Origin of the sequence: Amycolatopsis sp. NPDC051758 (assembly GCF_044453095.1) — a bacterium.
GTDB lineage: Bacteria > Actinomycetota > Actinomycetes > Mycobacteriales > Pseudonocardiaceae > Amycolatopsis.
In genome coordinates, this window is record NZ_JBITCJ010000011.1 from 156083 (window position 1) to 179679 (window position 23597).

The window sequence follows — 23597 nt, forward strand, 5'->3', positions numbered from 1 at the left end:
ATGCATGGGTGACGAGAAGCGCGAGCTGCCGCCGGTCCCGGACCGGCTCCCGGTGTCGGTGGTGGACGCGCACACCCATCTCGACGCGTGCGGCGCGGTCACCGCGGCCGATGTCACGGCCATGGTCGACCGCGCCGAGCGCGCCGGGGTCGCCCGCGTCGTCACGGTCGCGGACGACCTCGCCTCCGCCCGCTGGGCGGCCGAGGCGGCGACCTGGGACCCCCGGGTGTTCGCCGCGGTCGCGATCCACCCGACGCGGACCAAGGCGTTCGGCGAGGCCGAGAAGTCCGAAGTGGAGCGCCTGGCGGGCCACGAGCGCGTGGTCGCCGTGGGCGAGACCGGCCTCGACTACTACTGGGACTACTCGCCCCACGACGCCCAGCAGGAGGCGTTCCGCTGGCACATCGACCTCGCGAAGCGGCTGGACAAGCCGCTGATGATCCACGACCGCGAGGCCCACGACGACGTGTTGCGCATCCTGGCCGAAGAGAATGCGCCGAATGCCGTAATCTTCCATTGTTTTTCCGGCGACGCGGAAATGGCCCGCAAGTGCGTCGACGCCGGTTTTGTTCTTTCGTTCGCCGGCACGGTGACGTTCAAGAACGCGAAGGGGCTCCACGAGGCGGCGCGGCTGTGCCCACCGGGGCAGTACCTCGTCGAGACCGACGCGCCGTTCCTGACCCCCCACCCGTTCCGTGGGCGGCCGAACGAGCCTTATGGCGCCGCCTACACCGTCCGTCACCTGGCGGCGCTCAGGGGCGAAGCTGTCCACGAAGTCGCCGAAGCGGTCCGGACCACTGCCGAGCGGGTCTACCGACTCCCCAGCGTCACAACGGGTTGAACGCATTGCGACATCAGGGTTCCTTGATCGTCCACCTGATGGAGTGACGGGGATCACGACACTCCGGGGGGTGTTTGCGCAACCCGGCGGGACCCGTTACTGTCCCGTGATCGTGCCGGTCGGTACTGCGTTCAGCAGTTTCCGATCGTCACGCCCAGTCGTAGAGACGGCGCCCCCGACCGCCGTCTCGTGAAAGGGAACGATCCCCGGTGACAGGTAGCAGACAGGCTGGAGCGCGCTCCGCGGCCGTCCTCGATCGTCGTTACGAGGACACCGCCTACGGCCAGCTCGACTTCTCCGACGACCCGAACATCACGCAGCAGGACATCCTCGCCGCGCTCGGCCCCGACGCCGACGCGATGATGGCCGAGATCGACGTCGACGTCGACGAGCTGATCCGCCTCATCAACGCCGAGACGACGTTCCTGCCGCCGATCGTCATCCCGGACGAGATCGAGGCGGACCGGACCGCGTCCCCGCAGGCCAAGCGGGCCGCGATGGACGAGAGCATCCGCCAGACCAGCAAGGTCTGGAAGCGCCGCTTCCTCAAGGGCGCCGTCCTCAGCGTCATGATCAGCGTCGCCGGCGGCGGCGCGGCCGCGCTGGCGATGAACAAGAGCGTCACCGTCGACGTCGACGGCCAGCAGCAGACCGTGCACTCCTTCGGCGACACCGTCGGCGAGGTGCTCGAGGACGCGGGCCTGTCCGTCGGCGCGCACGACTCGCTCTCCCCGTCCCCGCAGGCCGAGGTCGGCGACGGCGGCGTCATCAAGCTCGAGCGCGGCCGGCAGCTGAAGCTGCTCGTCGACGGCGCGGAGCACACCTCCTGGGTCCGCGCGACCCACCTCGGCGAGGCGCTCAGCCAGCTCGGCATGGCCGGCATGGACAAGCCCGGCACGTGGATGTCGATGCCGAAGGACGGCGAGCTGCCCCTGCAGGGCGCCACCGTCGAGATCAAGACGCTCAAGAACATCACGCTGTACGACGGCGCGAACGCGCCGAAGAAGGTCACCAGCACCGCGGTCACCACGAAGGAGTTCCTGGGCGAGTACAAGCTCACCCTGGGTCCGGAGGACCAGGCCGAGGGTGGTCTGGACGTCAAGCTGACCGACGGCGCCGAGGTGCACATCAGCCGCACCGGCGTCTCGACGGTCGTCCAGAAGGAGACCATCGACCCGCCCGAGCAGAAGGTCGACGACCCGAACCTCGAGAAGGGCAAGACCGAGGTCGAGGACCCCGGCACGCCCGGCGAGAAGATGGTGACCTACAAGGTCACGCAGAAGAACGGCAAGGAGGTCGCTCGCGAGAGCGTCTCCGAGCAGGTCATCACCGAGGCCAAGCCGAAGATCATCCACGTCGGCACCAAGAAGCCCGCGAACCCGGTCATCGGCGACGCGTCCTCGTGGGACCGCATCGCGCAGTGCGAGTCGGGCGGCAACTGGGCCACCAACACCGGCAACGGTTACTACGGCGGCCTCCAGTTCGACAAGCGCACCTGGGACGCCTACGGCGGCGACCAGTACGCGAACCTCCCGCACCAGGCTTCGCGCGAGCAGCAGATCGCGGTGGCGGAGAAGGTCCGCGACGCCCGCGGCGGTTACGGCGCCTGGCCGGTCTGCGGCAAGAAGGCCTGACCTCTGCTTTTCCGAAACGGCCCCCGCTCCGCGGGGGCCGTTTCGCGTGTCCCGAGAGGCATCACGCGTGATTGGAGGGGCATCACGCCGATGCCCTTCCAATCACATGTGATGCCCTTCCAATCACGCGAGTCCCGCCTTCAATCACGCGAGTCCCGGCTCCGATCACGCGAGCCGACCCTCCAGGTACGCGAGCCGACCCTCCAGGTACGCGAGTCGTCCGTCCAGGTACGCATGTCGTCCACCTGAGTACGCGAGTCCTCCGTCCCGGTACGTGAACCGACCCTCCGGGTACGCGAGCCGACCCTCCGGGTACGTGAACCGACCGTCCAGGTGCGCGAGCCGACCCGCTCGGTAGGCTCTGCCGGTGGTTGAACTGTTGGGACCTGCCGAGATCCGCGGGCTGGCGGCCGAGCTGGACGTGCGGCCGACGAAGAAGCTCGGGCAGAACTTCGTGCACGATCCCAACACCGTCCGCCGGATCGTCGAGCTCGTGCACCTCGGGCCGGACGACGTCGTGCTCGAGGTCGGGCCCGGGCTCGGGTCGCTGACGCTGGGGCTGCTCGCCACCGGCGCGCGGGTCGTGGCTGTCGAGATCGACCCGGTGCTCGCCGAGCGGCTGCCGAAGACCGTCGCCGAGCGGGGGCCCGAAGCGGCCGAACGCCTCACCGTCATCGAGGCCGACGCGCTGCGCGTGACCAACGCCGAACTCCCGGAGCCGGCCGCGCTTGTCGCCAACCTCCCCTACAACGTCGCCGTGCCGGTGGTGCTGCACCTGCTCGCCGAGGTGCCGTCGCTGAAGTCCGGCCTCGTCATGGTCCAGACCGAGGTCGCCGACCGGATGGCGGCCGGCCCGGGCAGCCGGATCTACGGCGTCCCGAGTGTCAAGCTCGCCTGGTACGGCCCGGCGCGCAAGGTCGCCGCGGTGCCACGCTCGGTGTTCTGGCCGGTACCCAACGTCGACTCCGCGCTCGTCGCCTTCGAGCGGGGTGACGCGCCCGCGTCCGACGATCGGGAACGGCTCTTCCGGCTCGTCGACGCCGCGTTCTCACAGCGCAGGAAGACGCTCCGCGCCGCGCTCGCGGGCTGGGCGGGCTCGGCCGAGCGGGCCGGCGAGCTGCTGGTCGCCGCCGGAATCGACCCGAAGACGCGGGGCGAGCAGCTCGACGTCCACGACTTCGCCCGGATCGCCGCCGCCGGCTAGACGTCCACTGTGGAGATCGGCCGGGCGGCGCCGGTCGACGTCTTCCGGAGTGCTCGTCTCGCCATCCGGACGCCTCCAGACGTGTGATCTGGGCCAACGGGCTTGCGTTCGCTCTGCGGGATCGGTTTACTCAGTATGTCCATCCCGAGCGACTGAGAGACCTGGCTCGCCGAAGTCGCAGCAACCACCCTCCACAGGGCAGGTGCTACCGCCAGGACCGATGGAGGCCGTTTCCGATGAAGAGGGTAGCTCGCCCCCTGCTGCTGACCAGGCGTCGCGTAGTCGACGAAGGCCGCCGCTCCGTGACCGCATGTCGACGCTCCAACTGAGCTTTCCCGAGCCGGTCCACCTCTTCTTCTTGCACCGTCCATAAAGGACGGACTTCGCTTGCGGCCGGGCGCCTCCGAGAGAGCGCGCCCCGTTTTCTGGAGCCTTCGTGATCACCGTCGAAAACCTGTCCAAGTCCTTTGCCACCAACGGAAATTCGGTCGTCGCGCTGCGCGACGTGAGCGTCGACGTCCAGGCCGGCTCGCTGTTCGGCGTGGTCGGTCCCGCCGGTTCCGGCAAGTCCGTTCTCGCCCGTTGCATCGCGCTCCAGGAGCGCCCCGACCGTGGTGTCGTCCGGCTCGACGGCCTCAACACTGGCACCCTCGACGGCCGTCGCCTGCGGGAAATCCGCCGTCAGCTGGGCGTGGTCGGCTCCAAGCCGGAGCTGATCGCCGAACGCACCATTGCCGGCAACATCGCTTCCCCGCTCGAGCAGCTCGGTGTTGACGGCCCGCAGCGCCGCAGCCGGGTCGGCTCGCTGCTCGACCTCGTCGGGCTGACGCCGCGTGCCGCGCAGCGCCCGTCGGAGCTGTCCGCCGGTCAGCTTCGCCGCGTCGCAGTCGCGAAGGCGCTCGCGGCGGCTCCCGCCGTGCTGCTGGCCGACGACCCGACCGCCGGGGTCGACCCGGAGGAGGCCGGCGCGGTGCTGACCGTGCTCGACCGCGCCCGCGCCGAGCTGGGTGTCACCGTGGTGATCACGACGCCGGACGCCGGTGTGGTCCGCCGGGTCTGCGACGACGTCGCGGTGCTCGAGGACGGCACGGTCGTCGAGCGCGGCACGGTGCTCGACCTGATCTCCGACCCGGCCAGCCGCACCGCGCAGGCGCTGCTGCCGGCCATCGAGACCTCCCGCTCGCAGGCCGCGCGGTACGACCGCTCGGTCGACGTCGTGCTGGTCGGCTTCGCGTCGGTCGGCGCGCTGCTGCCGGAGGCCGCGGGCCGGTTTGACGTCGAGTTCGCCACCATCGGCGGCGGGCTGACCCGGATCGGCGACACCCCGGTCGGCCGCTTCCGCCTCGGCGTCCGCGGCGAGCGCGCCGACGCGGCGCTGGCGTGGGTGACCGAGCGCGGCGGCCACGTCACGCACACCGCCCGCGGCCCCCAGGGTGTCGCGGCAGCCTGACCCCGAAGTGCCGTTAAGGCCACCTTACGGGCGACAGACGCCCGTAAGGTGGCCTTAACGGCTTCCGGCGGCTGGTCAGCGGGTGCCGCGCGGAAGGACCAGCAGTGCGGTGAGAGCGGCTGCGCCGACGAGGCCCGCCGCCCAGGCCGCCGCCGTCGTGTAACCGTGGACGGTCGCCGACGGCGTGGTGACCCCGGCCGCCGCCGCGGTGGCGATCGTGTTCAACGCCGCCGTCCCGAGTGACGCGCCCACCTGCTGCGACGTCGTCACGAACGCCGACGCCGCGCCCGCGGCCCGCGCTTCGACGCCGCGGGTGGCGACGTTCAGCACCACCGGCATGCACAGCCCGGCGCCGATGCCCAGCAGCAGCTGCATCGGCAGGATCACCGGGACGTACGACGCGTCCGGCGTCAGCCGCGTGGCGAGCAGGAGCCCGCAGCCGAGCACGAACAGCCCGCCGGCGAGCAGCGGCCGCGGGCCGAAGCGCGGCAGCAGCCGGCCGGACAGCTGGGTGGCCGTCAGCATGTTCGCGGCGAGCGTCGGCAGGAACGCCAGCGCCGCGGCGAGCGCGCCGTAACCCATCACCACCTGCAGCTGGTAGGTCAGGAACAGGAACATCCCGAACGCGCCGAACGACGCTGTCCCGATCGTCAGGTACGCGATCGCGCGAGCCCGGTCGCGCACGACTGAAAGTGGCAGCAGCGGGTGCGGGTGCCGGGCCTGCCGGAGCACGAACCAGCCGAGCAGCACGAGGGAAAGCACGAGAGAACCCAGTACTGCCAACGAATTCCAACCGAGCACGGCCACTTCGGACAGAGCGTGCACGAGCAGGACGACCCCACCGCAGCTGAGCACTGCACTGGTCCAGTCCAGCTTCGTCTCCCGGTGCCCGGCGACCGCCGGCACGGCGAACCAGGCGCCCAGCCCGGCCAGCACCGCGATCGGCACGTTGACGTAGAGGCTCCAGCGCCAGTCGAGGAACTCCGTCAGCGCGCCGCCGACGGTGAGCCCGAGCGCGGAGCCGGACATCATGATGGCGCTGAAGATCCCGAACGCCTTCGCGCGTTCGCGTGGTTCGGTGAAGGTCAACGTCAGCAAGGACATCGTCGACGGCGCGAGCAGCGCGGCGAACACCCCCTGCGCGGCCCGCGCGCCGATCAGCCACGCCGGTGACGGGGCCGCCCCGCCGATCGCGGACGCGACGGCGAACCCGGCGACGCCGACGAGGAGCGTGGTGCGGCGGCCGATCCGGTCGGCGAGCCGTCCGCCGAGCAGCAGCAGGCCGCCGAACGCCAGCGTGTACGCGGAAATCGTCCACTGGCGGCCGGTGTCGGACATGCCCAGCGCGTGCTGCGCCGACGGCAGGGCGATGTTCACGACGGTCGTGTCGAGCACGACCATGAGCTGGGCCAGGCCCAGTGCGCCCAGGGCGAGCCGGCGGCTCACGGCGCGTGGTGGCGCGAGTGTGGTCATGGTGGACCCCCGAGGTAGGCTGTGGATGCATTGCTTGACGGCCGACTAGCAATGCCAAGCTAAGTCATTGCTAGTCGGCCGTCAAGTAAGCTGAGGAGCGAGGCATGGCCGGACGGCGCACCGACACGCGCGAGCGCATCCAGCGCGTCGCGCTCGAGCTGTTCGCCGAGCAGGGCTACGAAGGCAGCTCGCTGCGGGAGATCGCCGAGCGCCTGAACGTCACGAAAGCCGCGCTGTACTACCACTTCCGCACCAAGGAGGACATCGTCTCGAGCCTCCTCGAGGACTGGGGGACCGCGCTCGACGACCTCCTGGCGCGCGAGACGGGCCCGGCCGAGCTGCTCACCGCGTACGCCGGGCTGGTCGAAGACCGGTTCGGCCCGGTGATGGGCCTGGTCCAGCGCAACACGTCGGCGTTGAAGGCCATCGCGGCCGGCGCGGGCCTGGCCGACCGGATGCTGCGGCTGCACGAGCGGCTGTGCGGCGGCGCCACCGATCCCGAGGCGGATCTGCGGGCGCGGCTCGCGCTGGTCGCCGTCCAGCTCAACAGCGCCGAGGGTGGCCCGGGCACACCGCCGGCCGTCGCGCTCGCCGTTGCGCTGGACGTCCTTTCTCCTGGCCGGAGCACGACCGGCACGGGCACGTAGGCTGGTCGGGTGCTCGCCGTAGTTCCGCCCCCAGTCACCGTCCGGGTCCCGGCCAAGGTCAACCTGCACCTTTCGGTCGACGACCTGCGCGAAGACGGTTACCACGAGCTGGTCACCGTGTTCCAGGCGCTGTCGCTGACCGACGAAGTGACCGTCGCCGTCACCGACGAGCCCGGCCTGGAGATCTACGGCGAGGGTGAAGGATCGGTGCCCGCGGACGCCACCAACCTGGCCTGGCGGGCGGTCGAAGCGCTGGCCGCGCACGTCGGCCGCACCGAAGAGCCGAAGGTCCGCGTGGTGCTGCGCAAGGGCATCCCGGTCGCCGGCGGCATGGCGGGCGGCAGCGCCGACGCGGCGGCGACGCTCGTCGGGCTCGCTTCGCTCTGGAACCTCGACGTGACGCGCGACGAGCTGGCGGAGATCGCCGCCGGCCTCGGCAGCGACGTCCCGTTCGCGCTTTACGGCGGCACCGCGCTGGGCACCGGCCGGGGTGAGCACCTGGTCCCGGTGCTGTCGCGGCACACCTTCCACTGGGTGCTGGCCTTCGACCAGCGCGGCCTGTCGACACCGAAGGTGTTCGGCGAGCTCGACCGGCTGCGCGCGGAGGGCAACCCGCCGCGCATCGGCTCGCACACCCCGGTGGTCGAGGCGCTGGCCTCGGGTGACCCGCGCCAGCTGGCGCTGCTGCTGGGCAACGACCTCCAGGCGGCCGCGGTTTCGCTGCGTCCCGGCCTGCGCCGCACGCTCCGGGCCGGTGTCAACGCGGGTGCGCTCGCGGGCACGGTCTCCGGCTCCGGCCCGACGTGCGCCTTCCTCTGCGAAGACGGGCAGGCCGCGGTGGAGGTCGCCGCCGAGCTTTCGGGCGCCGGCGTGTGCCGCACGGTGCGGGTCGCGCACGGCCCGGTCCCCGGCGCCCGCGTGGTCGGCGGGGACGACGCGCCGCGGCCGGCGCCGCCGCGGGTGCACGCATGAAGCACGCGCAGTTCGGATTTCCCGGGCCACTGCGGGACAAGCTGGTCGCGGCGATCCTCGACGGCTCGAAGACGACGACCACCGCGCTGCTCGTGGAATACGAGCAGGAGGGTGAGGCGTTGCCTTCGGTGGGTGAGCGTGAGCTGGTGCTCGACTCGTCCGGCGCCGGGGTCGCGGTCATCAAGACGACCGAGGTGCGCGTCCTGCCACTGTCCGAAGTGGACATCGAGCACGCGGTTGGTGAGGGCGAAGGCTACTCGAGCGTCGCCGAATGGCGCGCCGAGCACACGAACTTCTGGCAGGGAGCCGAGATGCGCGCCGCGCTGAAGGCTCCGGAATTCACCGTGGACGACACGACCATGGTTGTGGCGACGCGGTTCGTCGTCGTGGCAGCGTCTCCCCAAGAAAGGATCGGCTGAGCGGATGGCCAACCTGGTCAACCTGGAGGCGGTGAGCAAGTCCTACGGGGTGAAGCCGCTGCTGGACGGCGTCTCACTGGGCGTCGCGGCCGGGCAGCGCATCGGCGTCGTCGGCCTCAACGGCGGTGGCAAGACCACGCTCCTCGAAGTCCTTTCCGGACTCGCCGAGCCGGATTCCGGGCGGGTGAGCCACGTCGGCGGCCTGCGGATGGCCGTCGTCACGCAGCGCACCGAGCTCCCGGCCGGCAGCACGGTCGGCGAAGTCGTGCTCGAACGTTACGGCGCCGAGCACGAATGGGCCGCCGACGCACGCGTCCGGTCCATTGTGGACGGCTTGGGCATCACCGCGATCGGGCTCGAAACGCCCACCGCGAACCTCTCCGGCGGTGAGCGGCGCCGGGTGTCCCTGGCCGCCGCGCTGACCGGCGAGCTCGACTTCGTCGTGCTCGACGAGCCGACCAACCACCTGGACGTCGAAGGTGTCCAGTGGCTCGCCGACCACCTGCTGACCCGGCGCATCGCGGTTGTGGTCGTCACGCACGACCGGTGGTTCCTCGACACCGTCGCGAGCGTGACCTGGGAGGTCGCCAACGGCCGCGTCGAGAGTTACGAAGGTGGTTACGCGGACTGGATCTTCGCGCGCGCCGAGCGGGCGCGGCTGGCCGCGACGGCCGAGGAGAAGCGGCAGAACCTGGCCCGCAAGGAGCTGGCGTGGCTGCGCCGCGGCCCCCAGGCGCGCTCGTCGAAGCCGCGGTACCGCATCGACGCCGCCGAGGCGCTGATCGCCGACGTGCCGCCGCCGCGCGACTCCGTCGAGCTGATGGCGTTCGCCAAACGGCGGCTCGGCAAGACCGTGCTGGAGCTGGAAGACACGACGTACCAGGTCGGCGACCGGACACTGCTCGACCACGTCACCTGGCGCGTCGGCCCCGGCGACCGGATCGGCCTGGTCGGGATCAACGGCTCCGGCAAGACGTCGCTGCTCAAGCTGCTCGGCGGTGACGTCGAGGGTTCGACCGGCCGGCGGATCGAGGGCAAGACCGTCGCGCTCGCGCACCTGCGCCAGGAGCTCGACGACCTGCCCGCGGACCTGCGCGTGCTGCAGGCGATCGAGCAGGTCGCCGGGCGCGTGGTGTTCGGCAAGCAGGAGATGACGGCGTCGCAGCTGGGCGAGAAGCTCGGCTTCCCGCAGGCCCGCCAGTGGACCCCGGTCGGCGACCTGTCCGGCGGCGAGCGGCGCCGGCTGCAGCTGTGCCGGCTGCTGATGGCCGAGCCGAACGTCCTGCTGCTCGACGAGCCGACGAACGACCTGGACATCGACACGCTGCAGCAGCTGGAGGACCTCCTCGACGGCTGGCCGGGCACGATGATCGTGGTTTCGCACGACCGGTACCTGGTCGAGCGCGTCTGCGACACGATCGTCGCCCTCTTCGGCGACGGCCGCATCACCCACCTCCCGGGCGGCATCGAGGAGTACCTGAACCGCCGGGCCGTCGCCAAGGAGCCCGCGGGCTCGGCGGCCCCGACGGCGGCGAAGGCCGAGGCGAAGAAGTCCGCGGCCGACCTGCGCGCGGCCCAGAAGGACCTCGGTCGGCTGGAGCGCAAGCTAGACCAGCTGCACACGAAGGAGAAGAAGCTCCACGGGTCCCTGCTGGAGGCGGCTACCGATCCGGCGAAGCTGATGGAGCTGAATGCCGAGCTGAAGGGCGTCCAGGGGGAGATCGAGGACGTCGAGGCCCGCTGGCTGGAGACGTCCGAGCTGCTCGAGTGAGGGTGCTCGGGCCGAGTGACTCGCTTGGCACGCAGGCGATCCGCCGGATCGCGGTGGCCGGCCCGGCCGGGTCGGGCAAGTCGACGTTGGCACGGACCCTGGGCGAGCGTCTCGGTGTGCCGTACGTCGAGTTCGAATCCTTCTTCCACGGGCCGGGGTGGACCGTGCGGGAGACGTGGCAGGCCGACGTCCTCAACCACCTCGACAGTGATGCCTGGTCCATCGAGTGGCAGGGCGAGCAGGTCCGGGAGCGGATGACCGCACGCCTCGACGTGCTGGTGTGGCTCGACCACCCGCGGGCCTTGACCATGGTCCGGGTCGTCAAGCGCACGCTCCTGCGGCGCATCGGGCGGGGTTCGAAGATCCCCGGCGGGAACGTCGAGGGCCCGCTGTACACGTTCTTCACCGACCGGCAGCACATCGTCAAGATCGCGTGGCGGTACCACCCGATCCTGCGCGCGCGGGTCCGCGAGGTCGTCGACGAGAACCGTCATCCCGGCCTCGTCGTCGTCCGGCTGCGGGGTCAGCGCCAGGTCGACAACTGGCTTCGAGGGCCGGTTTCCGCGTTGATCGGCGGATGTTGACACCCAGACAGTAATCTGACGCGCATGAGCAGGTTCGTGGACACGCTCGTCGCCACCGCGACGGCGCGAGGTCAGCAGCGGGGCATGGTCACCGGGGAGCCGAAGGAGCCGGTCCGGCGGACCTGGGCCGAGGTGCACCAGGAAGCCCGGCGGATCGCCGGTGGGCTGGTCGCGGGTGGGTTCGAGCGCGGCGGGGCCGTTGCGGTGCTGGCCGCGGCGCCGGTGCTGATCGCGCCGACCGTGCAGGCCGTGTGGCTGGCCGGGGGCAGCGTCACCATGCTGCACCAGCCGACGCCGCGCACCGACCTCGCCGAGTGGGCCGAGGACACCGTGCGGGTGCTCGGGATGATCGGCTCGGACCTGGTGCTGCTGGGCGAGCCGTTCGACCAGCTGGCTCCGGTGCTGGCCGAGAAGGGCATCGGCTACCGGCTGATCACCGAGCTGGCCGACGCCGAGCCGCTCGCCGACGTCGTCGTCACCGACGAGGGTGAGACCGCGCTGCTGCAGCTGACCAGTGGCTCGACCGCCGACCCGAAGGCCGTGCGGATCACCTACGGGAACCTGTACTCCAACGTCAAGGCCATGGTCGAGCGCGCGGAGTTCGACTTCGACGTCGACGTGATGGTCTCGTGGCTGCCGACCTTCCACGACATGGGCATGGTCGGCTTCCTGACCGTGCCGATGACGTTCGGCGTCGAGCTGGTCAAGATCACGCCGGTCGAGTTCCTGTCCGGGCCGCTGATCTGGCCGGAGCTGATCACCAAGTACCACGGCACGACCACGGCGGCGCCGAACTTCGCGTACGCGATCGTCGGGCGCCGCATGGCCCGCGTCGACGACGACGATGCCTACGACCTCTCGAAGCTGCGGATCGCGCTGAACGGCGCCGAGCCCGTCGACGAGTCCGCCGTCCAGACCTTTGTGGACGCCGGCGCGCGGTTCAAGATGCCCGCGGAGTGCGTGTTCCCGGCCTACGGCATGGCCGAAGCGACGCTCGCGGTGTCGTTCGCGCCGCTGTTCACCGGGCTCACCCTGGACGTCGTCGAGGCAGACGCGCTCGAGGCCGAGAACCGCGCTGTGCCGGTCCCCGAAGGTGACGAGCGGCGTGGCACCGACAGCGTCCGGTCGTTCGCGGTGCTCGGCCGCCCGCTGGACGGGCTCGAGGCGGAGATCGTCAACGACGCGGGTGAGCGGATCGGCGAGCGCGAGGTCGGCGAGATCCGGCTGCGCGGCGAGGCCGTCACGCCCGGCTACCTGACGATGGACGGCCCGCTCGACACCCAGGACGCCGAGGGCTGGCTGAACACCGGCGACCTCGGGTACCTGATCGACGGCCAGATCGTCATCTGCGGCCGTCGCAAGGACGTCATCATCATGGGCGGCCGCAACCTGTACCCGACGGACATCGAGCGCGCGGCGACGTCGATCGAGGGGGTCCGCCCGGGCAACGCGGTCGCGGTGCGGCTGGACGCGGGAAGCCGTCGTGAGCGCTTCGCGGTTGTCGTCGAGTCGAAGCTGGCGGGTGACGCCGAGGCCGAGAAGAGCCTGATGAAGCAGGTGTCGGCCCGGGTCCGCGACGCCGTCGACATGCGGCCGTACGCGGTGCTGGTGCTGCCGGCGGGGAGCCTGCCGAAGACGCCGTCGGGCAAGGTCAAGCGCGCGGCGACGGCGCAGCAGTTCGCCGACCGGATCAAGAAGAACGCCGACTCCTGACCGGCCCGGCCCAAGCGCCCCAATGTGGCCTTCGGTGCGTCTGACGCACCGAAGGGCCCCTTGGGTGCGTCTGACGCAACCAAGGCCACATTGGGGCGCTTGAAAGCCGGGGTCAGCGTTGCTGGAGGCGCTCCGCGCGCAGGGTCGGCGGGGTGGCGCGTTCGGTCATGGCTTCCGCGGCCGTGCGGGCGCCCGGGAGGTCCGGGGCGTGGCCGGTGCGGGCGGCGAGCTGGTCCTCCACCCGGTCGAGGAAGTCGTCGACCTCGCGCTCGTCGTAGCCGCGCTTGCCGATCAGCGGCTTCGCGAAGATGACGTGGTGCACTTCGGCGGCGGTCAGGTCGTCCTCCTCGGCGATCGTCTTCGCGATCCGCCGGACGAACTCGTCGACCTCGTGCTTCGCGTAGCCACGGCGGCCGATCGGGGCGTTACCGAAGGTGACCTCGGTGAGGTCTTCGGCGGTGAACGACATGCAACTCTCCGATTCCGGGGTTGGGCGGTGCGAACTGCCGTACACCGTCCTAACCCGCGAACGGGCTCCCCGGAAGGGGCGGACCTCGAAGCTCACCCCGACGGGCGTCCGCCGTCCGCCTGTGAGTGAGCCGGGACTACTCAGCGCTGTGTGGCCGGCTTCACACCGTCAGGACCGGCCGAACCACTTCCGCTGGCCCTGCGGCCGGCTCTCCTCGGCGACCGGCGATGGCGGCGGCGGCGGCGGAGGGGGCGGGCTCCGCAGCTCCACCAGCGCCGCCTCGGCCTCGTCGAGGAACAGGTCGACCTGCGCCTGGTCGTAACTGCGCATGCCGACCGCCATGATCGTGAACTCGACGTAGTGGATGTCGTCGGCGGTCAGGATGTTGCGCCCGGCCAGCGCCTCGGCGATCAGGTCGAGGAAGGCGTCGACCTCGTCCTCGTTGTAGCCGCGCCGGCCGAAGCGGGGTTTGCCGAACGCGATCGCCCGGACTTCGTCAGGGGTCATGGCCTTACCTAACCACCGATGTCAGCCTGCATGGAAGGCGTTTTGCGCGGCCTCGAGACCGGTGCCGACCAGCGCCTCGGTCGCGTCCGCGCAGCGGTCGACTTCGAACGGGAGCTCCTTGCGCTCGACCGTCGAAAAGTCCTTCAGCACGAAGTCGGCCGGGTCCTGCCGGCCGGGCGGGCGGCCGATGCCGAACCGGACCCGGTAGTAGTCGCGGGTGCCGAGCGACTTCGTGATCGAGCGCAGTCCATTGTGGCCGTTGTCGCCGCCGCCGAACTTGAGCTTCAGCGCGCCGAAGTCGACGTCCAGCTCGTCGTGCACCACGACGACACCGGTCGGCGGCACCTTGAAGAATCGCGCCGCGCCGACCACCGGCCCGCCGGACAGGTTCATGTACGACCGCGGCTTCACCAGCACGACACGGCGGCCGCCCAGCCGCCCCTCGAGCACTTCGCCGCCGCTCTTGTGCGTCTTGAACTTGCCGCCGACCCGGGCGGCCAGCTCGTCCAGCACCATGAATCCGACGTTGTGCCGGTTTCCGGCGTACTGGGGTCCGGGATTGCCGAGGCCGGCGAGCAGGATCAGCTCGCCGGCCCCGGGCAGGTCTTCGGTCATGCGGAAATGCTATTCGGCGGCTTCGGCCGACTCGCCGCCCGCTTCGGTAGCGGCGTCTTCGTCGTCGGCCTCTTCACGCTGCGGCTCGTTGACGGCGACGACCAGCGACTCGGGGTCGGTGACCAGGGTGGCGCCCTGCGGCAGCTCGACCTGGGCGGCGAGCACCTGGCTGCCGACCTCGAGGCCCTCGATCGAGACCTCGAACTGCTCCGGGATGTGCAGCGCCTCGACCTCGACGGTCAGGGTGTCGACGTCCTGGTTGACCAGGCCGCCGGGGCCGGGGTTGCCGGTGACGACGACGGGGACGTCGACGACGATCTTCTCGCCGCGCTTAACGACCAGCAGGTCGACGTGCTCGATGTAGTTCTTGAGCGGGTGCACGACGATGGTCTTCGTCAGCGCCAGCTCGTCGGAGCCCTCGAGGTCGAGCGTGATGACGGCGTTGGAGCCGTTCTCGCGGACGACGCGGGCGAACTCGATGGCCGGCAGCGCGAAGTGCCGCGGGTCCGAGCCGTGGCCGTACAGGACGGCGGGGATCTTGCCGGCGCGACGCGTACGACGCGCGGCGCCCTTGCCGAACTCGGTGCGCGGCTCGACGGACAGACGTACCTCGGACACGGTGTGGCACTCCTTCAAATCACGAACATGGTGCGGTGGACAGCATGCTGCGGCGGGGGATGCGGGTTGTTCTGTTCAGGCGGTTGCGTTCGGCGGCGAGTTTTCCGGGCGTGCACGACAGCCGGGGGCTACTCCGAGCCGCCGCGTCGATCACGCCGGGCACCCTGGAAGGGCCCCGCCTCGCCGAGACAACCTCAAGAGTGTAAACCAACCTCATCACGGTGGGTTGCGGCGGGGGCCCGGGCCAGGCTAGAACCCTCCTGGACCCCGGTGCGTGACGACACAAATCCGGTGGCGGGACGCGGCCGGCCGAGGTGTGCTCGGGTGGCGGAAGAGCAGGGGGCGGAAGATGCGGGCTCGACGGAGCATGGTGGCGGCGGTGCTGCTGCTGGGCGGGCTGCTCGCCGGCTGCCAGGTGGCGGTCCCCGGCACCGCGGGCGTCTCCGCCGCCGGCCGGCAGACGGCTGATCGCCGGGCCGAGCAGCGCGCCGCTGTCGACGCCGCCCTCACCGCGCTGGCCCAGGCGCCCGCGCTCGCGCTGAAGTCGACGACCAAGGGCGCCGAACAGCAGTTCCGGGTCACCCGCGGCGGCAATGCGGTCGGCGGAGTGCCGCTCGAAGGCCGGGTGGTCCAGGTGACAGCCGCGGCCGGCCAGTTCTACCTGCAGGCCGACGCCGACTACTGGAAGGCCCACGCCATCGACGAGGGCACGCAGTTCGGCACGAGCTGGGTGCGCTCGCTCGGCTCCGAACTGCCCTTCGACCCGGCGGCGAAGTTCGCCCCCAAGGCCCTCGCCGACGCACTGCGCAAGGCGCTGCCCGGGCTCGACCGGCTGGGTGAGCCGGTCACGGCGAAGCTCCCGGACGGCACCGAGGTCTACCAGCTCGGCGCCGCGCCGAGCGTCCTGCGGGTCACGACGGCCAAGCCGAACCGCGTCGTCAGCTTCGCCCCGGTGCTGCTCGACCCGCAGGCCGGGCCGAAGTACGGCGCTGAGTTCCGCGTCAGCCCGCTGACCGGCGACGCGCTGAAGACGTTCCACACCGACCTGGACACCACCGTCGGCGGGCTGGGCCAGCCGTTCGAGGGGCTGGTGCAGGCCAGCGCCGTGGTCACCAACGACCTCCTCGACTGCAAGGACTTCGTCGGCTCCTGCACGACCACGGTCGACGTCTCCACCAGCGTGGTGGGCACGCCTGCCTCGGGTGAGAAGAGCGTCGTGCACATCAACCTCTCGGTCGAGGTCAGCGCCGACTCGCTCGGCGCGCAGACCTGCACGGCGGCGGCCGACGCCGAGCCGTACGCGACGGTCAAGATGTCCTGCACGGTCAAGTTCAAGCTGCCCAACCGCACCGCCAGCTACCAGGTGCTGTCGAAGCCGAACGCGACCGCGGAGGTGCGCGCGGCCCTCGACGTCAACGCGGTGAAGCAGAAGGTGGCCGCGGAGTTCGCGAGCCTGGGCGGCTGAGCTGGACACCTACCCGGGGGTGCGTTGCTTCCGTTGAAGTAGGTGATCTTCCGTTCCTAGCATCGGCTGTGTACAGCCGATTCGAACGGGAGAGAGTGACATGGCCAAGCTGGTGGTTTTCGGGGGGACCGGGTACGCCGGGGGCAGGATCGGCGCCGAGGCGCTGCGGCGCGGGCACGAGGTCGTCGGTGTTGCGCGGAACGCCGGCGCGGTGCCCGAAGGCGTCGAAGCGGTGCCGGGCTCACTGCACGACGAGGAGTTCGTCTCGCAGGTCGTGAAGGACGCGGACGTCATCGTGGTCGCGACCCCGGCCCGCGCGCTCGACGGCAAGAAGCTCATCGACGCCGTGCCGGCGCTGGCGCGGATCGCGCGCGAGAACGGCGTCCGGCTGTCGTTCGTCGGCGGTGCGGCGAGCCTGCTGGTCGCCGAGGGCGGCCCGCGGCTGTTCGACACCCCGGAGTTCCCGGCCGAGTACAAGGAAGAGGCCGGCAACCACGCCGAGGTGCTCGGCCTGCTGCGCGAGCAGCCCGAGGACCTCGACTGGTTCTACGTCAGCCCCGCCGCCGAGTTCGGAGCCTGGACCCCGGGCGAGCGCAAGGGCGAGTTCCGGATCGGCGGCGACGTCCTGGTGACCGACGAGAACGGCAAGTCGCACATCGGCGGTGACGACTTCGCGACCGCGTACGTCGACGAGATCGAGCAGCCGAAGCACCGCCGCGCGCGCTTCACGGTCGCTTACTGAAGTTCTTTCAGCACCGGGGCGAAGGTCTCGAAAAACGGCTCGAAGACCGTGATGTACGAGAAGCCGTAGCGCTTTCGCCGTTCTTCGAGTTGCCCGGCGATCTCCTCGACCGTGCCCAGCAGCAGCTGAGGCGCGTCGAGGAGCTCGCGGGCGTCCTTGACGGCAGTGCGCTCGGTCTTCTCGTGCCACGCCTCCGCCGCCGCTTGGCGGTCGTCGGTGACCTCGACGTGCTGGACCAGCATGTTGTACTCGATCTCGCGGCCCTTGGCGTGGTCCCGGAAGTACGCGACGCGCTCGTCCACCGCCTCGGCGTTGTCGAGTTTGAAGGTGCCCGGCGGCTTGCCGGGCTGCTGCCTCAGGCCCGCGAAGCCGACGATGTCCGCGTGCTCGGCGGCCAGCTTGAGCACACCGTCGCTGTTGCCCGCGATGAGCAGCCGGGGATGGTCGATGCCCTCGTCTTCGAAGTGTTTCCGCAGGTGGCCGAGGCTCTCTTCGAGGTAGGCGATCCGCTCGGACGCCTTGTGCCACGGCAGGCCGGCGTCGTCGAACTCGCTCTTCATGTGCCCGGAGCCGAGCCCGAGGTCCAGGCGTCCGTCGAGCAGCGCGGCCGTCGAAGAGGCTTCGCGGGCGAAGAGCGCGAGGTTGTAGAACGGCACGTTGGAGACGAGGGTCCCGAGCCGCGGCCGTTCGGTGACGGCGGCGGCCATGGCGAGTACCGGGAACGGCGCGAACCGCCCGGTGCCGAGGTGGTCGGGCACGGTGATGGCGTCGTAGCCGAGCTCCTCGGCTCGCCGGCACTTGGTGATCCACGCGTCCCGGCTGCCGATCTCGCGGAAGCTGACGCCGAACTTGAAGTTCCCCATGCCGGTGACGCTAGCGCCGGAAACCCCCGCCGGGCGCGGAGTTTCGCGCCCGGCGGAAGGGTTGTCAGGCGTTGCCGTCGAAGAGCGACGTGACCGAGCCGTCCTCGAAGACCTGCTGGATGGCTTCCGCCAGCATCGGGGCGATCGACAGGACCGTGAGGCCCTCGAACCGCTTCTCCTCGGGGATCGGCAGCGAGTTCGTGACGATGACCTCGCGTGCCTTGCACTGCGAAAGCCGCTCGGTCGCCGGGTCCGACAGGATGCCGTGGGTCGTCGCGATGACGACGTCCGCCGCGCCCTCGTCGATCAACGCCTCGGTGGCCTTCACGATCGTGCCGCCGGTGTCGATCATGTCGTCGATCAGGACGCAGAGCTTGCCCTCGACCTTGCCGACCACGCGGTTCGCCACGGCCTGGTTCGGCTTGTCCGGGTCGCGCGTCTTGTGGATGAACGCGATCGGCCGGTCGCCCAGCGTCTGCGCCCACTTCTCGGCCAGCCGCACGCGGCCCGAGTCCGGCGAGACGACGGTGATGTCGGCGTTGCCGTAGGTCTTCTTGATGTGGTCGGCCAGCACGGTCTGCGCCATCAGGTGGTCGACCGGGCCGTCGAAGAAGCCCTGGATCTGCGCGGTGTGCAGGTCGACGGTCATGATCCGGTCGGCGCCCGCGGTCTTGAACAGGTCCGCGATCAGCCGCGCGGAGATGGGCTCGCGGCCCTTGTGCTTCTTGTCCTGGCGCGCGTACGGGTAGAACGGCATGACCACGGTGATCCGCTTCGCGCTCGCCCGCTTGAGCGCGTCCACCATGATCAGCTGCTCCATCACGTACTCGTTGATGGGCGTGGTGTGCGCCTGGATGACGAAGGCGTCGGTGCCGCGGACGGACTCCTCGAACCGGACGAACAGCTCGCCGTTGGCGAACGTGTGCGCCGTCTGCGGGGTGATCGTCACGTTGAGGTGCTCGGCGACCTCTTCGGCGAGCTCCCGGTGCGCCCGTCCGGAGAAGAGCATCAAGTTCTTCTTCGGCGTACCTGACTTCGGACTCATGCTGGCGACTCCCCGTCGGTTCCTGCTGCTGAATCGGCGTCGAGGGCGGCCTGGGCCGCCTCCGCCGCGGGTGTACCCGGCCGGCGCCGGATCGCCCAGCCTTCGATGTTGCGCTGCGGCGGCGCCGACACCGCGAGTGTGCCCGGGGGGACGTCCTCGCGGATCACGGCACCCGCACCACTGTAAGCGCCGTCACCGATCCGCACCGGGGCGACGAAGGTGTTGTCCGCGCCCAACCGGACATGCGACCCGATAACGGTCTTGTGCTTGTTGACGCCGTCGTAGTTCACGAACACGCTCGAGCAGCCGATGTTGCTGTTCTCACCGATCGTGGCGTCGCCGACGTAGGTCAGGTGCGGCACCTTCGTGCCGGCGCCGATGTCGGCGGCCTTCGTCTCGACGAACGCGCCGAGCTTGCCCTTCGTGCCGAGCTTCGTGCCGGGGCGCAGGTAGGTGAACGGGCCGACGTTGACCCCGTCGCCCAGCTCCGAGTCCGAGCCGTGCACCCGCACCACGGAGGCGCCGGCGCCGATGGTCATGTTCGTCAGGGTGCTGTCCGGCCCGACCGTGGTGCCCTCGCCGACCGTCGTCGCGCCCTTGAGCTGCACCCCGGGCTCGATGACGACGTCACGCGACAGCGTCACGCCGGCGTCGATCCAGGTCGAGGCGGGGTCGACGACGGTGACGCCCTCGCGCTGCCAGCGCTGCACGATCCGGCGGTTGAGCTCGGCGCCGAGCACCGACAGCTGGACGCGGTCGTTGACACCCTCGGTCAGCCACGGGTCGTCGACGACCAGCGCGCCGACGTCGAGGCCGTCGCCGTTCGCGATGCCCAGGACGTCGGTGAGGTAGAGCTCGCCCTGCGCGTTGTCGGTCGACAGCCGCGAAAGGCCGTCGCGCAGCACAGTGGCGTCGAAGGCGTACACGCCCGAGTTGATCTCGGTGATCTCCGCCTGCTCCGGGCTGGCGTCCTTGTGCTCGACGATCCCGGTGACCTTGCCCGCCGCGTCGCGCGTGATGCGGCCGTAGCCGGTCGGGTCGGCGACCACCGCGGTCAGCACGGTGACCGCGTTCTTCGCCTCGGTGTGCTCGTCGAGCAGGGCGCCCAGGGTCGCGGTGTCGAGCAGCGGGACGTCGCCGTAGCTGACGATCACGGTGCCGGTGAGGTCCGCCGGCAGCGTCGCGAGCGCGCAGGACACGGCGTGGCCGGTGCCCTTCTGCTCGGCCTGCACCGCGGTGCCGACCGCGCGGCCGAGGGCCGCCCCGACCTGCGCGAGGCGCTCGCCGACCGCCTCGCGGCCGTGCCCGACGACCACGACGAGGTGTTCGGGATCCAGGCCGGCGGCGGCCCGGACGGCGTGCTCGACGAGGGGCCGCCCGGCGATCGGGTGCAACACCTTCGGGGTCGCGGATCGCATGCGGGTGCCCTCACCCGCGGCGAGGATCAACGTGCTCAGCGGGCCGGTCAACGGCGCTCCCAACGGTTACCACAAGATGGCTTCTGTCGGGCACCGATCCTAACTGGGCTCTTCGGGCTCCCACGTCGGGTCGGTGGGTAGGCCCTCGCCCGCCCACGCCGCGGCCGGGTCGGCGGCCATCGAGTTGGCCGACGCAACCTGGTTGCCGCCGCCGCGTTTTGCCTGGTACATGGCCGCGTCGGCACGGGCGAGGACCTGCTCGCCGCGCTCCTGGGGCCGCAGTGAAACGAGCCCGATCGACAGCGTGACGCCGTGCGAAAGGTGGTGCGGCAGGCCGGCGACGGACTTCACCGCGCGGCCGAGCGCCATCTTCGCCGCGGACGCCGGTGTGCCCGGGAGCAGCACGATGAACTCGTCACCGCCGTAGCGCGCGACGAGGTCGTCGCCGCGCAGGGCGTCACGAAGCGTGCTCGCGACAACACGCAGCACGTTGTCCCCTTCGGCGTGCGACTGCTTGTCGTTGACACCCTTGAAGCCGTCGAGGTCGACCAGCGCGACGGCCAGGGGCTGCGCGTCCGCCGACGATGCGAGCTGACGCAGCTTCTCGTCCAGCGCGCGCCGGTTCGGCAGCCCGGTGAGCGGGTCCTGCAGCGCCTGCTGGGTGATCGCGCCGTGCTCGGCGGAGAGCCGTTCGTGCTCGCGGCGGGCATTCAGCGTGGCGATCTGCGACTCGCGCAGGCTCCACATCTCGTTCTCGAGGCGCCTCGCGTAGTCGATCAGCGACTCGCTGGCGCCGGACGCATAGTCCGGGCTCGTGTCGAGCCGCGCCAGCTCACGCGCGATGTTCAGCCGCATCGACGGCTGCGAGGTGTCGTCGGTCAGCGACTCGCGGGCCGAGCGCAGCACGTCGAGGGCCTCCCCGCGGCGGCCGGCCTTGTCCAGGCAGCGGGCCAGCGCGATCGCGACGATCTCGCGTTCCCCCGGGTAGCCGGTGCTTTCGTGCAGGTGCTGGAGCCGGTCGATCTGGTCGGCGCTCGGGCCGTGCAGCGCCTGCGCCGCGGCGAGGACGCCGACCTGGTCGACGGCGGGGACGTTCGCCTTCCGCGGGAACAGCGACTCGGTGAACGGCCCCTCGGCGGCGACGGCCATGGACGCGGCGGTGCGGAACTTCTCGGCGCTCTCGTCGTACTCGTCGATGCGTTCGAGCCGCAGGCCCCAGCCGAGCAGCATCTTGACGCGGTTCATCAGCTGCAGCGTGATCTCGTGCGGGCTCGCGCTCTCGCGGATCGCGGCGGCGGCGCGGCCGATGACCTCCTCGGCGGCCTCGTACACGCCGAGCTGGTTGAGCACGATCCAGCAGTCGTTCAGCGTCGACCACAGCATCCGGTTCCAGGCGCGGATGCCGATCTGCCGGTTGGGGATGGCGGAGTCGTCGAGGATGGCCAGCGCGCGGGCGATCTCGGTGAGCGCGGGGTCCTCCTGCGCGGCGATCACCAGGCGGCGGCCGCGCAGCGCGTGCGCGTCCGCCCGCAGCAGGGCGAGGCCGTGCCGGCGGGTGTGCGCGAGCATCTCGTCGAGCCGGGGCTCGGCCTCGGCGGCCAGGCCGCGGGTGATCAGCCGGGCGATCGCCGACGCGCGCAACAACTGCGCGACCATCGTCGGCTCGCCGCGCCGCTGGGTCTCGTCGAGCAGCTCGTCCATCAGCTCGACGATCTGGAGCTGCTGGGTGTACTCCTGCCGCTGGACCGCGGCGATCAGCTCTCGCGCGCGCCCGACGAGCCAGGCGTCGGACATTTCGGCCAGGGCAGGACGTCTGGCCGCCACCGGGTCGGTCGCCTCGTCGGTCAGCGCCAACCTCCCGGTGTCGTGGGCTCGGTCCTACTGCTGCTGCTGCTGCTCCGCCGCCAGGATTCGAACCTGAACTGTCAGAACCAAAATCTGAAGTGCTGCCGATTACACTACGGCGGATCGATCCTGGTCAGGATAGCGACGATCGGGTGTCGTCCGCGCGGGGGATCCGTTAGCGGGCCCCGTCCGCCGGGTACCCCGGTTCCGAAGCCCCGATGGGTGGTTCAGGCACTCCCCAGTCGCCGAAACCTCCTGTACCGTAACTTACGGCATCGTAGGTTAGGCGACCCTTTGCAGGGCACCGCGCAGGAAGAAGTGAAGCGTATGACGGCCACGCTCGACCGTTCACAGCCCACCGGGGAGCCTTCGGCTCCGAAGGGGCCCAAACCTGTCATCGAAGGCACCCGCGGCATCGGCGTGCAGCTTTCGGTCTACTTCGGCGTGATCGCGCCGTTGGTGGCACTGCTGGTCGCGGTGCCGTTCGCCTGGGGCTGGGGTCTGAGCTGGGTCGACGTCGGCATCTTCGTGGTGTTCTACGCGATCAGCGGGCTCGGCATCACCGTTTCGTACCACCGCTACTTCACGCACGGCTCGTTCAAGGCCAAGCAGTGGCTGCGCGTGTTCATGGCCATCGCGGGCAGCATCGCCCTGCAGGGCCCGGTCATCACCTGGGTCGCCGACCACCGTCGCCACCACGCGTTCTCCGACCGCGACGGCGACCCCCACTCCCCGTGGGCGTTCGGCACCTCGCCGTGGGCCATCGCCAAGGGTTTCTGGCACGCCCACATGGGCTGGCTGTTCGAGCGCGACCAGACCAACGCCGAGCGTTTCGCGCCGGACCTGGTCAAGGACCCCGCGATCAAGAAGGTCGACGATCTGTTCTGGCTGTGGGCGCTGATCAGCCTGGCGCTGCCGGCGCTGCTCGGCGGCCTGATCTCGTGGTCGTTCTGGGGCGCGGTGACGGCGTTCTTCTGGGCCGGGCTGGTGCGCATCTGCGTGCTGCACCACGTGACGTGGTCGGTCAACTCGATCTGCCACATGATCGGCGAGCGCCCGTTCACCGCGCGCGACAAGTCGGCGAACTTCTGGCCGCTGGCGATCTTCTCGTTCGGCGAGTCCTGGCACAACCTGCACCACGCCGACCCGACGTCCGCCCGGCACGGCGTGAAGCGCGGCCAGATCGACATTTCCGCGCGGCTGATCTGGATCTTCGAAAAGTTCGGCTGGGTGCACGACGTGCGCTGGCCGACCCCGCAGCGGTTGGCCCGAATCACCACGGAGAAGCACTAGTCCCGTAGG

The 23597-nt window shown here is 70.6% G+C and carries 22 protein-coding genes, 1 tRNA gene and 1 riboswitch; of the genes, 13 read left to right on the forward strand and 10 right to left on the reverse strand.

The window, feature by feature from the left end; translation table 11 throughout:
* Positions 1-4: 4 nt before the first annotated feature.
* The 4 genes from ACIA5G_RS40705 (at position 5) to ACIA5G_RS40720 (ending at position 5129) form a co-directional block, all read left to right on the forward strand.
* Positions 5-841 carry a TatD family hydrolase gene (locus ACIA5G_RS40705; RefSeq protein ID WP_395933331.1) on the forward strand — a complete coding sequence of 279 codons (837 nt, stop codon included), beginning with the start codon at positions 5-7 and terminating at the stop codon, positions 839-841.
* Positions 842-1050: 209 nt separating this feature from the next.
* Positions 1051-2475, forward strand: a complete 1425-nt coding sequence (locus ACIA5G_RS40710; protein WP_395933333.1) for a transglycosylase family protein — start codon at positions 1051-1053, stop codon at positions 2473-2475.
* Positions 2476-2842: 367 nt separating this feature from the next.
* Positions 2843-3679 (forward strand): 16S rRNA (adenine(1518)-N(6)/adenine(1519)-N(6))-dimethyltransferase RsmA, encoded by an 837-nt coding sequence (rsmA, locus tag ACIA5G_RS40715; RefSeq protein WP_395933335.1) that lies wholly within the window; start codon positions 2843-2845, stop codon positions 3677-3679.
* Positions 3680-3815: 136 nt separating this feature from the next.
* Positions 3816-3922: riboswitch (SAM riboswitch) on the forward strand.
* Between the two features lie 193 nt (positions 3923-4115).
* On the forward strand, positions 4116-5129 hold the full coding sequence (locus ACIA5G_RS40720) for a methionine ABC transporter ATP-binding protein (RefSeq protein WP_395933337.1): 1014 nt from the start codon (positions 4116-4118) through the stop codon (positions 5127-5129).
* Between the two features lie 75 nt (positions 5130-5204).
* Here the strand turns inward: ACIA5G_RS40720 and ACIA5G_RS40725 are convergent, their stop codons facing one another.
* Positions 5205-6602 (reverse strand): MFS transporter, encoded by a 1398-nt coding sequence (locus ACIA5G_RS40725; RefSeq protein WP_395933339.1) that lies wholly within the window; start codon positions 6600-6602, stop codon positions 5205-5207.
* A gap of 104 nt (positions 6603-6706) precedes the next feature.
* Between ACIA5G_RS40725 and ACIA5G_RS40730 the strand changes: the two genes are divergently transcribed.
* Genes ACIA5G_RS40730 through ACIA5G_RS40755 form a run of 6 tightly spaced genes read left to right on the forward strand, consistent with a single transcriptional unit; the run spans position 6707 to position 12708 of the window.
* Positions 6707-7249, forward strand: coding sequence for a TetR/AcrR family transcriptional regulator (locus ACIA5G_RS40730; protein ID WP_395933341.1), 543 nt, complete (start codon positions 6707-6709; stop codon positions 7247-7249).
* A 9-nt stretch (positions 7250-7258) separates the two neighbouring features.
* Positions 7259-8221: a 4-(cytidine 5'-diphospho)-2-C-methyl-D-erythritol kinase gene (locus ACIA5G_RS40735; RefSeq protein ID WP_395933343.1), complete on the forward strand. Its 963-nt coding sequence runs from the start codon at positions 7259-7261 to the stop codon at positions 8219-8221.
* Positions 8218-8640 carry an ASCH domain-containing protein gene (locus ACIA5G_RS40740; protein WP_395933345.1) on the forward strand — a complete coding sequence of 141 codons (423 nt, stop codon included), beginning with the start codon at positions 8218-8220 and terminating at the stop codon, positions 8638-8640. Before ACIA5G_RS40735 ends, ACIA5G_RS40740 begins: the two co-directional genes overlap by 4 nt.
* A 4-nt stretch (positions 8641-8644) precedes the next feature.
* Positions 8645-10411: an ABC-F family ATP-binding cassette domain-containing protein gene (locus tag ACIA5G_RS40745; protein WP_395933347.1), complete on the forward strand. Its 1767-nt coding sequence runs from the start codon at positions 8645-8647 to the stop codon at positions 10409-10411.
* On the forward strand, positions 10408-10995 hold the full coding sequence (locus ACIA5G_RS40750; protein WP_395933349.1) for a (d)CMP kinase: 588 nt from the start codon (positions 10408-10410) through the stop codon (positions 10993-10995). The genes ACIA5G_RS40745 and ACIA5G_RS40750 overlap by 4 nt, the downstream gene beginning before the upstream one ends.
* Positions 10996-11019: 24 nt before the next feature.
* Positions 11020-12708, forward strand: coding sequence for a fatty acyl-AMP ligase (locus ACIA5G_RS40755; protein WP_395933351.1), 1689 nt, complete (start codon positions 11020-11022; stop codon positions 12706-12708).
* A 112-nt stretch (positions 12709-12820) separates the two neighbouring features.
* Here the strand turns inward: ACIA5G_RS40755 and ACIA5G_RS40760 are convergent, their stop codons facing one another.
* The 4 genes from ACIA5G_RS40760 to ACIA5G_RS40775 all read right to left on the reverse strand — a co-directional run bounded on the left by ACIA5G_RS40760 (position 12821) and on the right by ACIA5G_RS40775 (position 14917).
* Positions 12821-13177, reverse strand: coding sequence for a DivIVA domain-containing protein (locus tag ACIA5G_RS40760; RefSeq protein ID WP_395933353.1), 357 nt, complete (start codon positions 13175-13177; stop codon positions 12821-12823).
* A gap of 168 nt (positions 13178-13345) precedes the next feature.
* Complete coding sequence (locus ACIA5G_RS40765; RefSeq protein ID WP_395933355.1) at positions 13346-13684, reverse strand: DivIVA domain-containing protein; 339 nt, start codon at positions 13682-13684, stop codon at positions 13346-13348.
* A gap of 21 nt (positions 13685-13705) precedes the next feature.
* Positions 13706-14299: an aminoacyl-tRNA hydrolase gene (gene pth / locus ACIA5G_RS40770; protein ID WP_395933358.1), complete on the reverse strand. Its 594-nt coding sequence runs from the start codon at positions 14297-14299 to the stop codon at positions 13706-13708.
* A 9-nt stretch (positions 14300-14308) separates the two neighbouring features.
* Entirely contained in the window at positions 14309-14917 is a 609-nt protein-coding gene (locus tag ACIA5G_RS40775; RefSeq protein WP_395933360.1) for a 50S ribosomal protein L25/general stress protein Ctc, read from the reverse strand.
* Between the two features lie 370 nt (positions 14918-15287).
* On the opposite strand from ACIA5G_RS40775, the gene ACIA5G_RS40780 reads away from it, so the two are divergent.
* Entirely contained in the window at positions 15288-16382 is a 1095-nt protein-coding gene (locus ACIA5G_RS40780; protein ID WP_395933799.1) for a hypothetical protein, read from the forward strand.
* Between the two features lie 100 nt (positions 16383-16482).
* Positions 16483-17124, forward strand: coding sequence for an NAD(P)-dependent oxidoreductase (locus ACIA5G_RS40785; RefSeq protein WP_395933362.1), 642 nt, complete (start codon positions 16483-16485; stop codon positions 17122-17124).
* On the opposite strand, the gene ACIA5G_RS40790 is transcribed toward ACIA5G_RS40785, so the two are convergent.
* The 5 genes from ACIA5G_RS40790 to ACIA5G_RS40810 all read right to left on the reverse strand — a co-directional run bounded on the left by ACIA5G_RS40790 (position 17118) and on the right by ACIA5G_RS40810 (position 22418).
* Positions 17118-17987 (reverse strand): TIGR03621 family F420-dependent LLM class oxidoreductase, encoded by an 870-nt coding sequence (locus ACIA5G_RS40790; protein WP_395933364.1) that lies wholly within the window; start codon positions 17985-17987, stop codon positions 17118-17120. The genes ACIA5G_RS40785 and ACIA5G_RS40790 overlap by 7 nt on opposite strands.
* Positions 17988-18051: 64 nt before the next feature.
* Positions 18052-19032, reverse strand: coding sequence for a ribose-phosphate diphosphokinase (locus ACIA5G_RS40795; protein ID WP_395933366.1), 981 nt, complete (start codon positions 19030-19032; stop codon positions 18052-18054).
* Positions 19029-20501, reverse strand: coding sequence for a bifunctional UDP-N-acetylglucosamine diphosphorylase/glucosamine-1-phosphate N-acetyltransferase GlmU (gene glmU, locus ACIA5G_RS40800; protein ID WP_395933368.1), 1473 nt, complete (start codon positions 20499-20501; stop codon positions 19029-19031). The genes ACIA5G_RS40795 and glmU overlap by 4 nt, the downstream gene beginning before the upstream one ends.
* A 48-nt stretch (positions 20502-20549) precedes the next feature.
* Positions 20550-22304: a diguanylate cyclase domain-containing protein gene (locus ACIA5G_RS40805; protein WP_395933370.1), complete on the reverse strand. Its 1755-nt coding sequence runs from the start codon at positions 22302-22304 to the stop codon at positions 20550-20552.
* Between the two features lie 42 nt (positions 22305-22346).
* A tRNA-Gln gene (locus ACIA5G_RS40810) sits at positions 22347-22418 on the reverse strand.
* Between the two features lie 204 nt (positions 22419-22622).
* Here ACIA5G_RS40810 and ACIA5G_RS40815 point away from each other — a divergent pair.
* On the forward strand, positions 22623-23588 hold the full coding sequence (locus tag ACIA5G_RS40815) for an acyl-CoA desaturase (RefSeq protein WP_395933372.1): 966 nt from the start codon (positions 22623-22625) through the stop codon (positions 23586-23588).
* The last annotated feature ends 9 nt before the right edge of the window (positions 23589-23597 follow it).

Bases quoted from the DNA above. Each gene is read 5' to 3' on its own strand.
- ACIA5G_RS40745 (WP_395933347.1), top strand. From the start codon at position 8,645: ATGGCCAACCTGGTCAACCTGGAGGCGGTGAGCAAGTCCTACGGGGTG.
- ACIA5G_RS40815 (WP_395933372.1), top strand. From the start codon at position 22,623: ATGACGGCCACGCTCGACCGTTCACAGCCCACCGGGGAGCCTTCGGCT.
- ACIA5G_RS40785 (WP_395933362.1), top strand. From the start codon at position 16,483: ATGGCCAAGCTGGTGGTTTTCGGGGGGACCGGGTACGCCGGGGGCAGG.
- ACIA5G_RS40740 (WP_395933345.1), top strand. From the start codon at position 8,218: ATGAAGCACGCGCAGTTCGGATTTCCCGGGCCACTGCGGGACAAGCTG.
- ACIA5G_RS40725 (WP_395933339.1), bottom strand. From the start codon at position 6,602: ATGACCACACTCGCGCCACCACGCGCCGTGAGCCGCCGGCTCGCCCTG.
- ACIA5G_RS40705 (WP_395933331.1), top strand. From the start codon at position 5: ATGGGTGACGAGAAGCGCGAGCTGCCGCCGGTCCCGGACCGGCTCCCG.
- ACIA5G_RS40760 (WP_395933353.1), bottom strand. From the start codon at position 13,177: ATGTCGTTCACCGCCGAAGACCTCACCGAGGTCACCTTCGGTAACGCC.
- ACIA5G_RS40795 (WP_395933366.1), bottom strand. From the start codon at position 19,032: ATGAGTCCGAAGTCAGGTACGCCGAAGAAGAACTTGATGCTCTTCTCC.
- ACIA5G_RS40755 (WP_395933351.1), top strand. From the start codon at position 11,020: ATGAGCAGGTTCGTGGACACGCTCGTCGCCACCGCGACGGCGCGAGGT.
- ACIA5G_RS40765 (WP_395933355.1), bottom strand. From the start codon at position 13,684: ATGACCCCTGACGAAGTCCGGGCGATCGCGTTCGGCAAACCCCGCTTC.
- ACIA5G_RS40730 (WP_395933341.1), top strand. From the start codon at position 6,707: ATGGCCGGACGGCGCACCGACACGCGCGAGCGCATCCAGCGCGTCGCG.
- ACIA5G_RS40790 (WP_395933364.1), bottom strand. From the start codon at position 17,987: ATGGGGAACTTCAAGTTCGGCGTCAGCTTCCGCGAGATCGGCAGCCGG.
- pth (WP_395933358.1), bottom strand. From the start codon at position 14,299: ATGACCGAAGACCTGCCCGGGGCCGGCGAGCTGATCCTGCTCGCCGGC.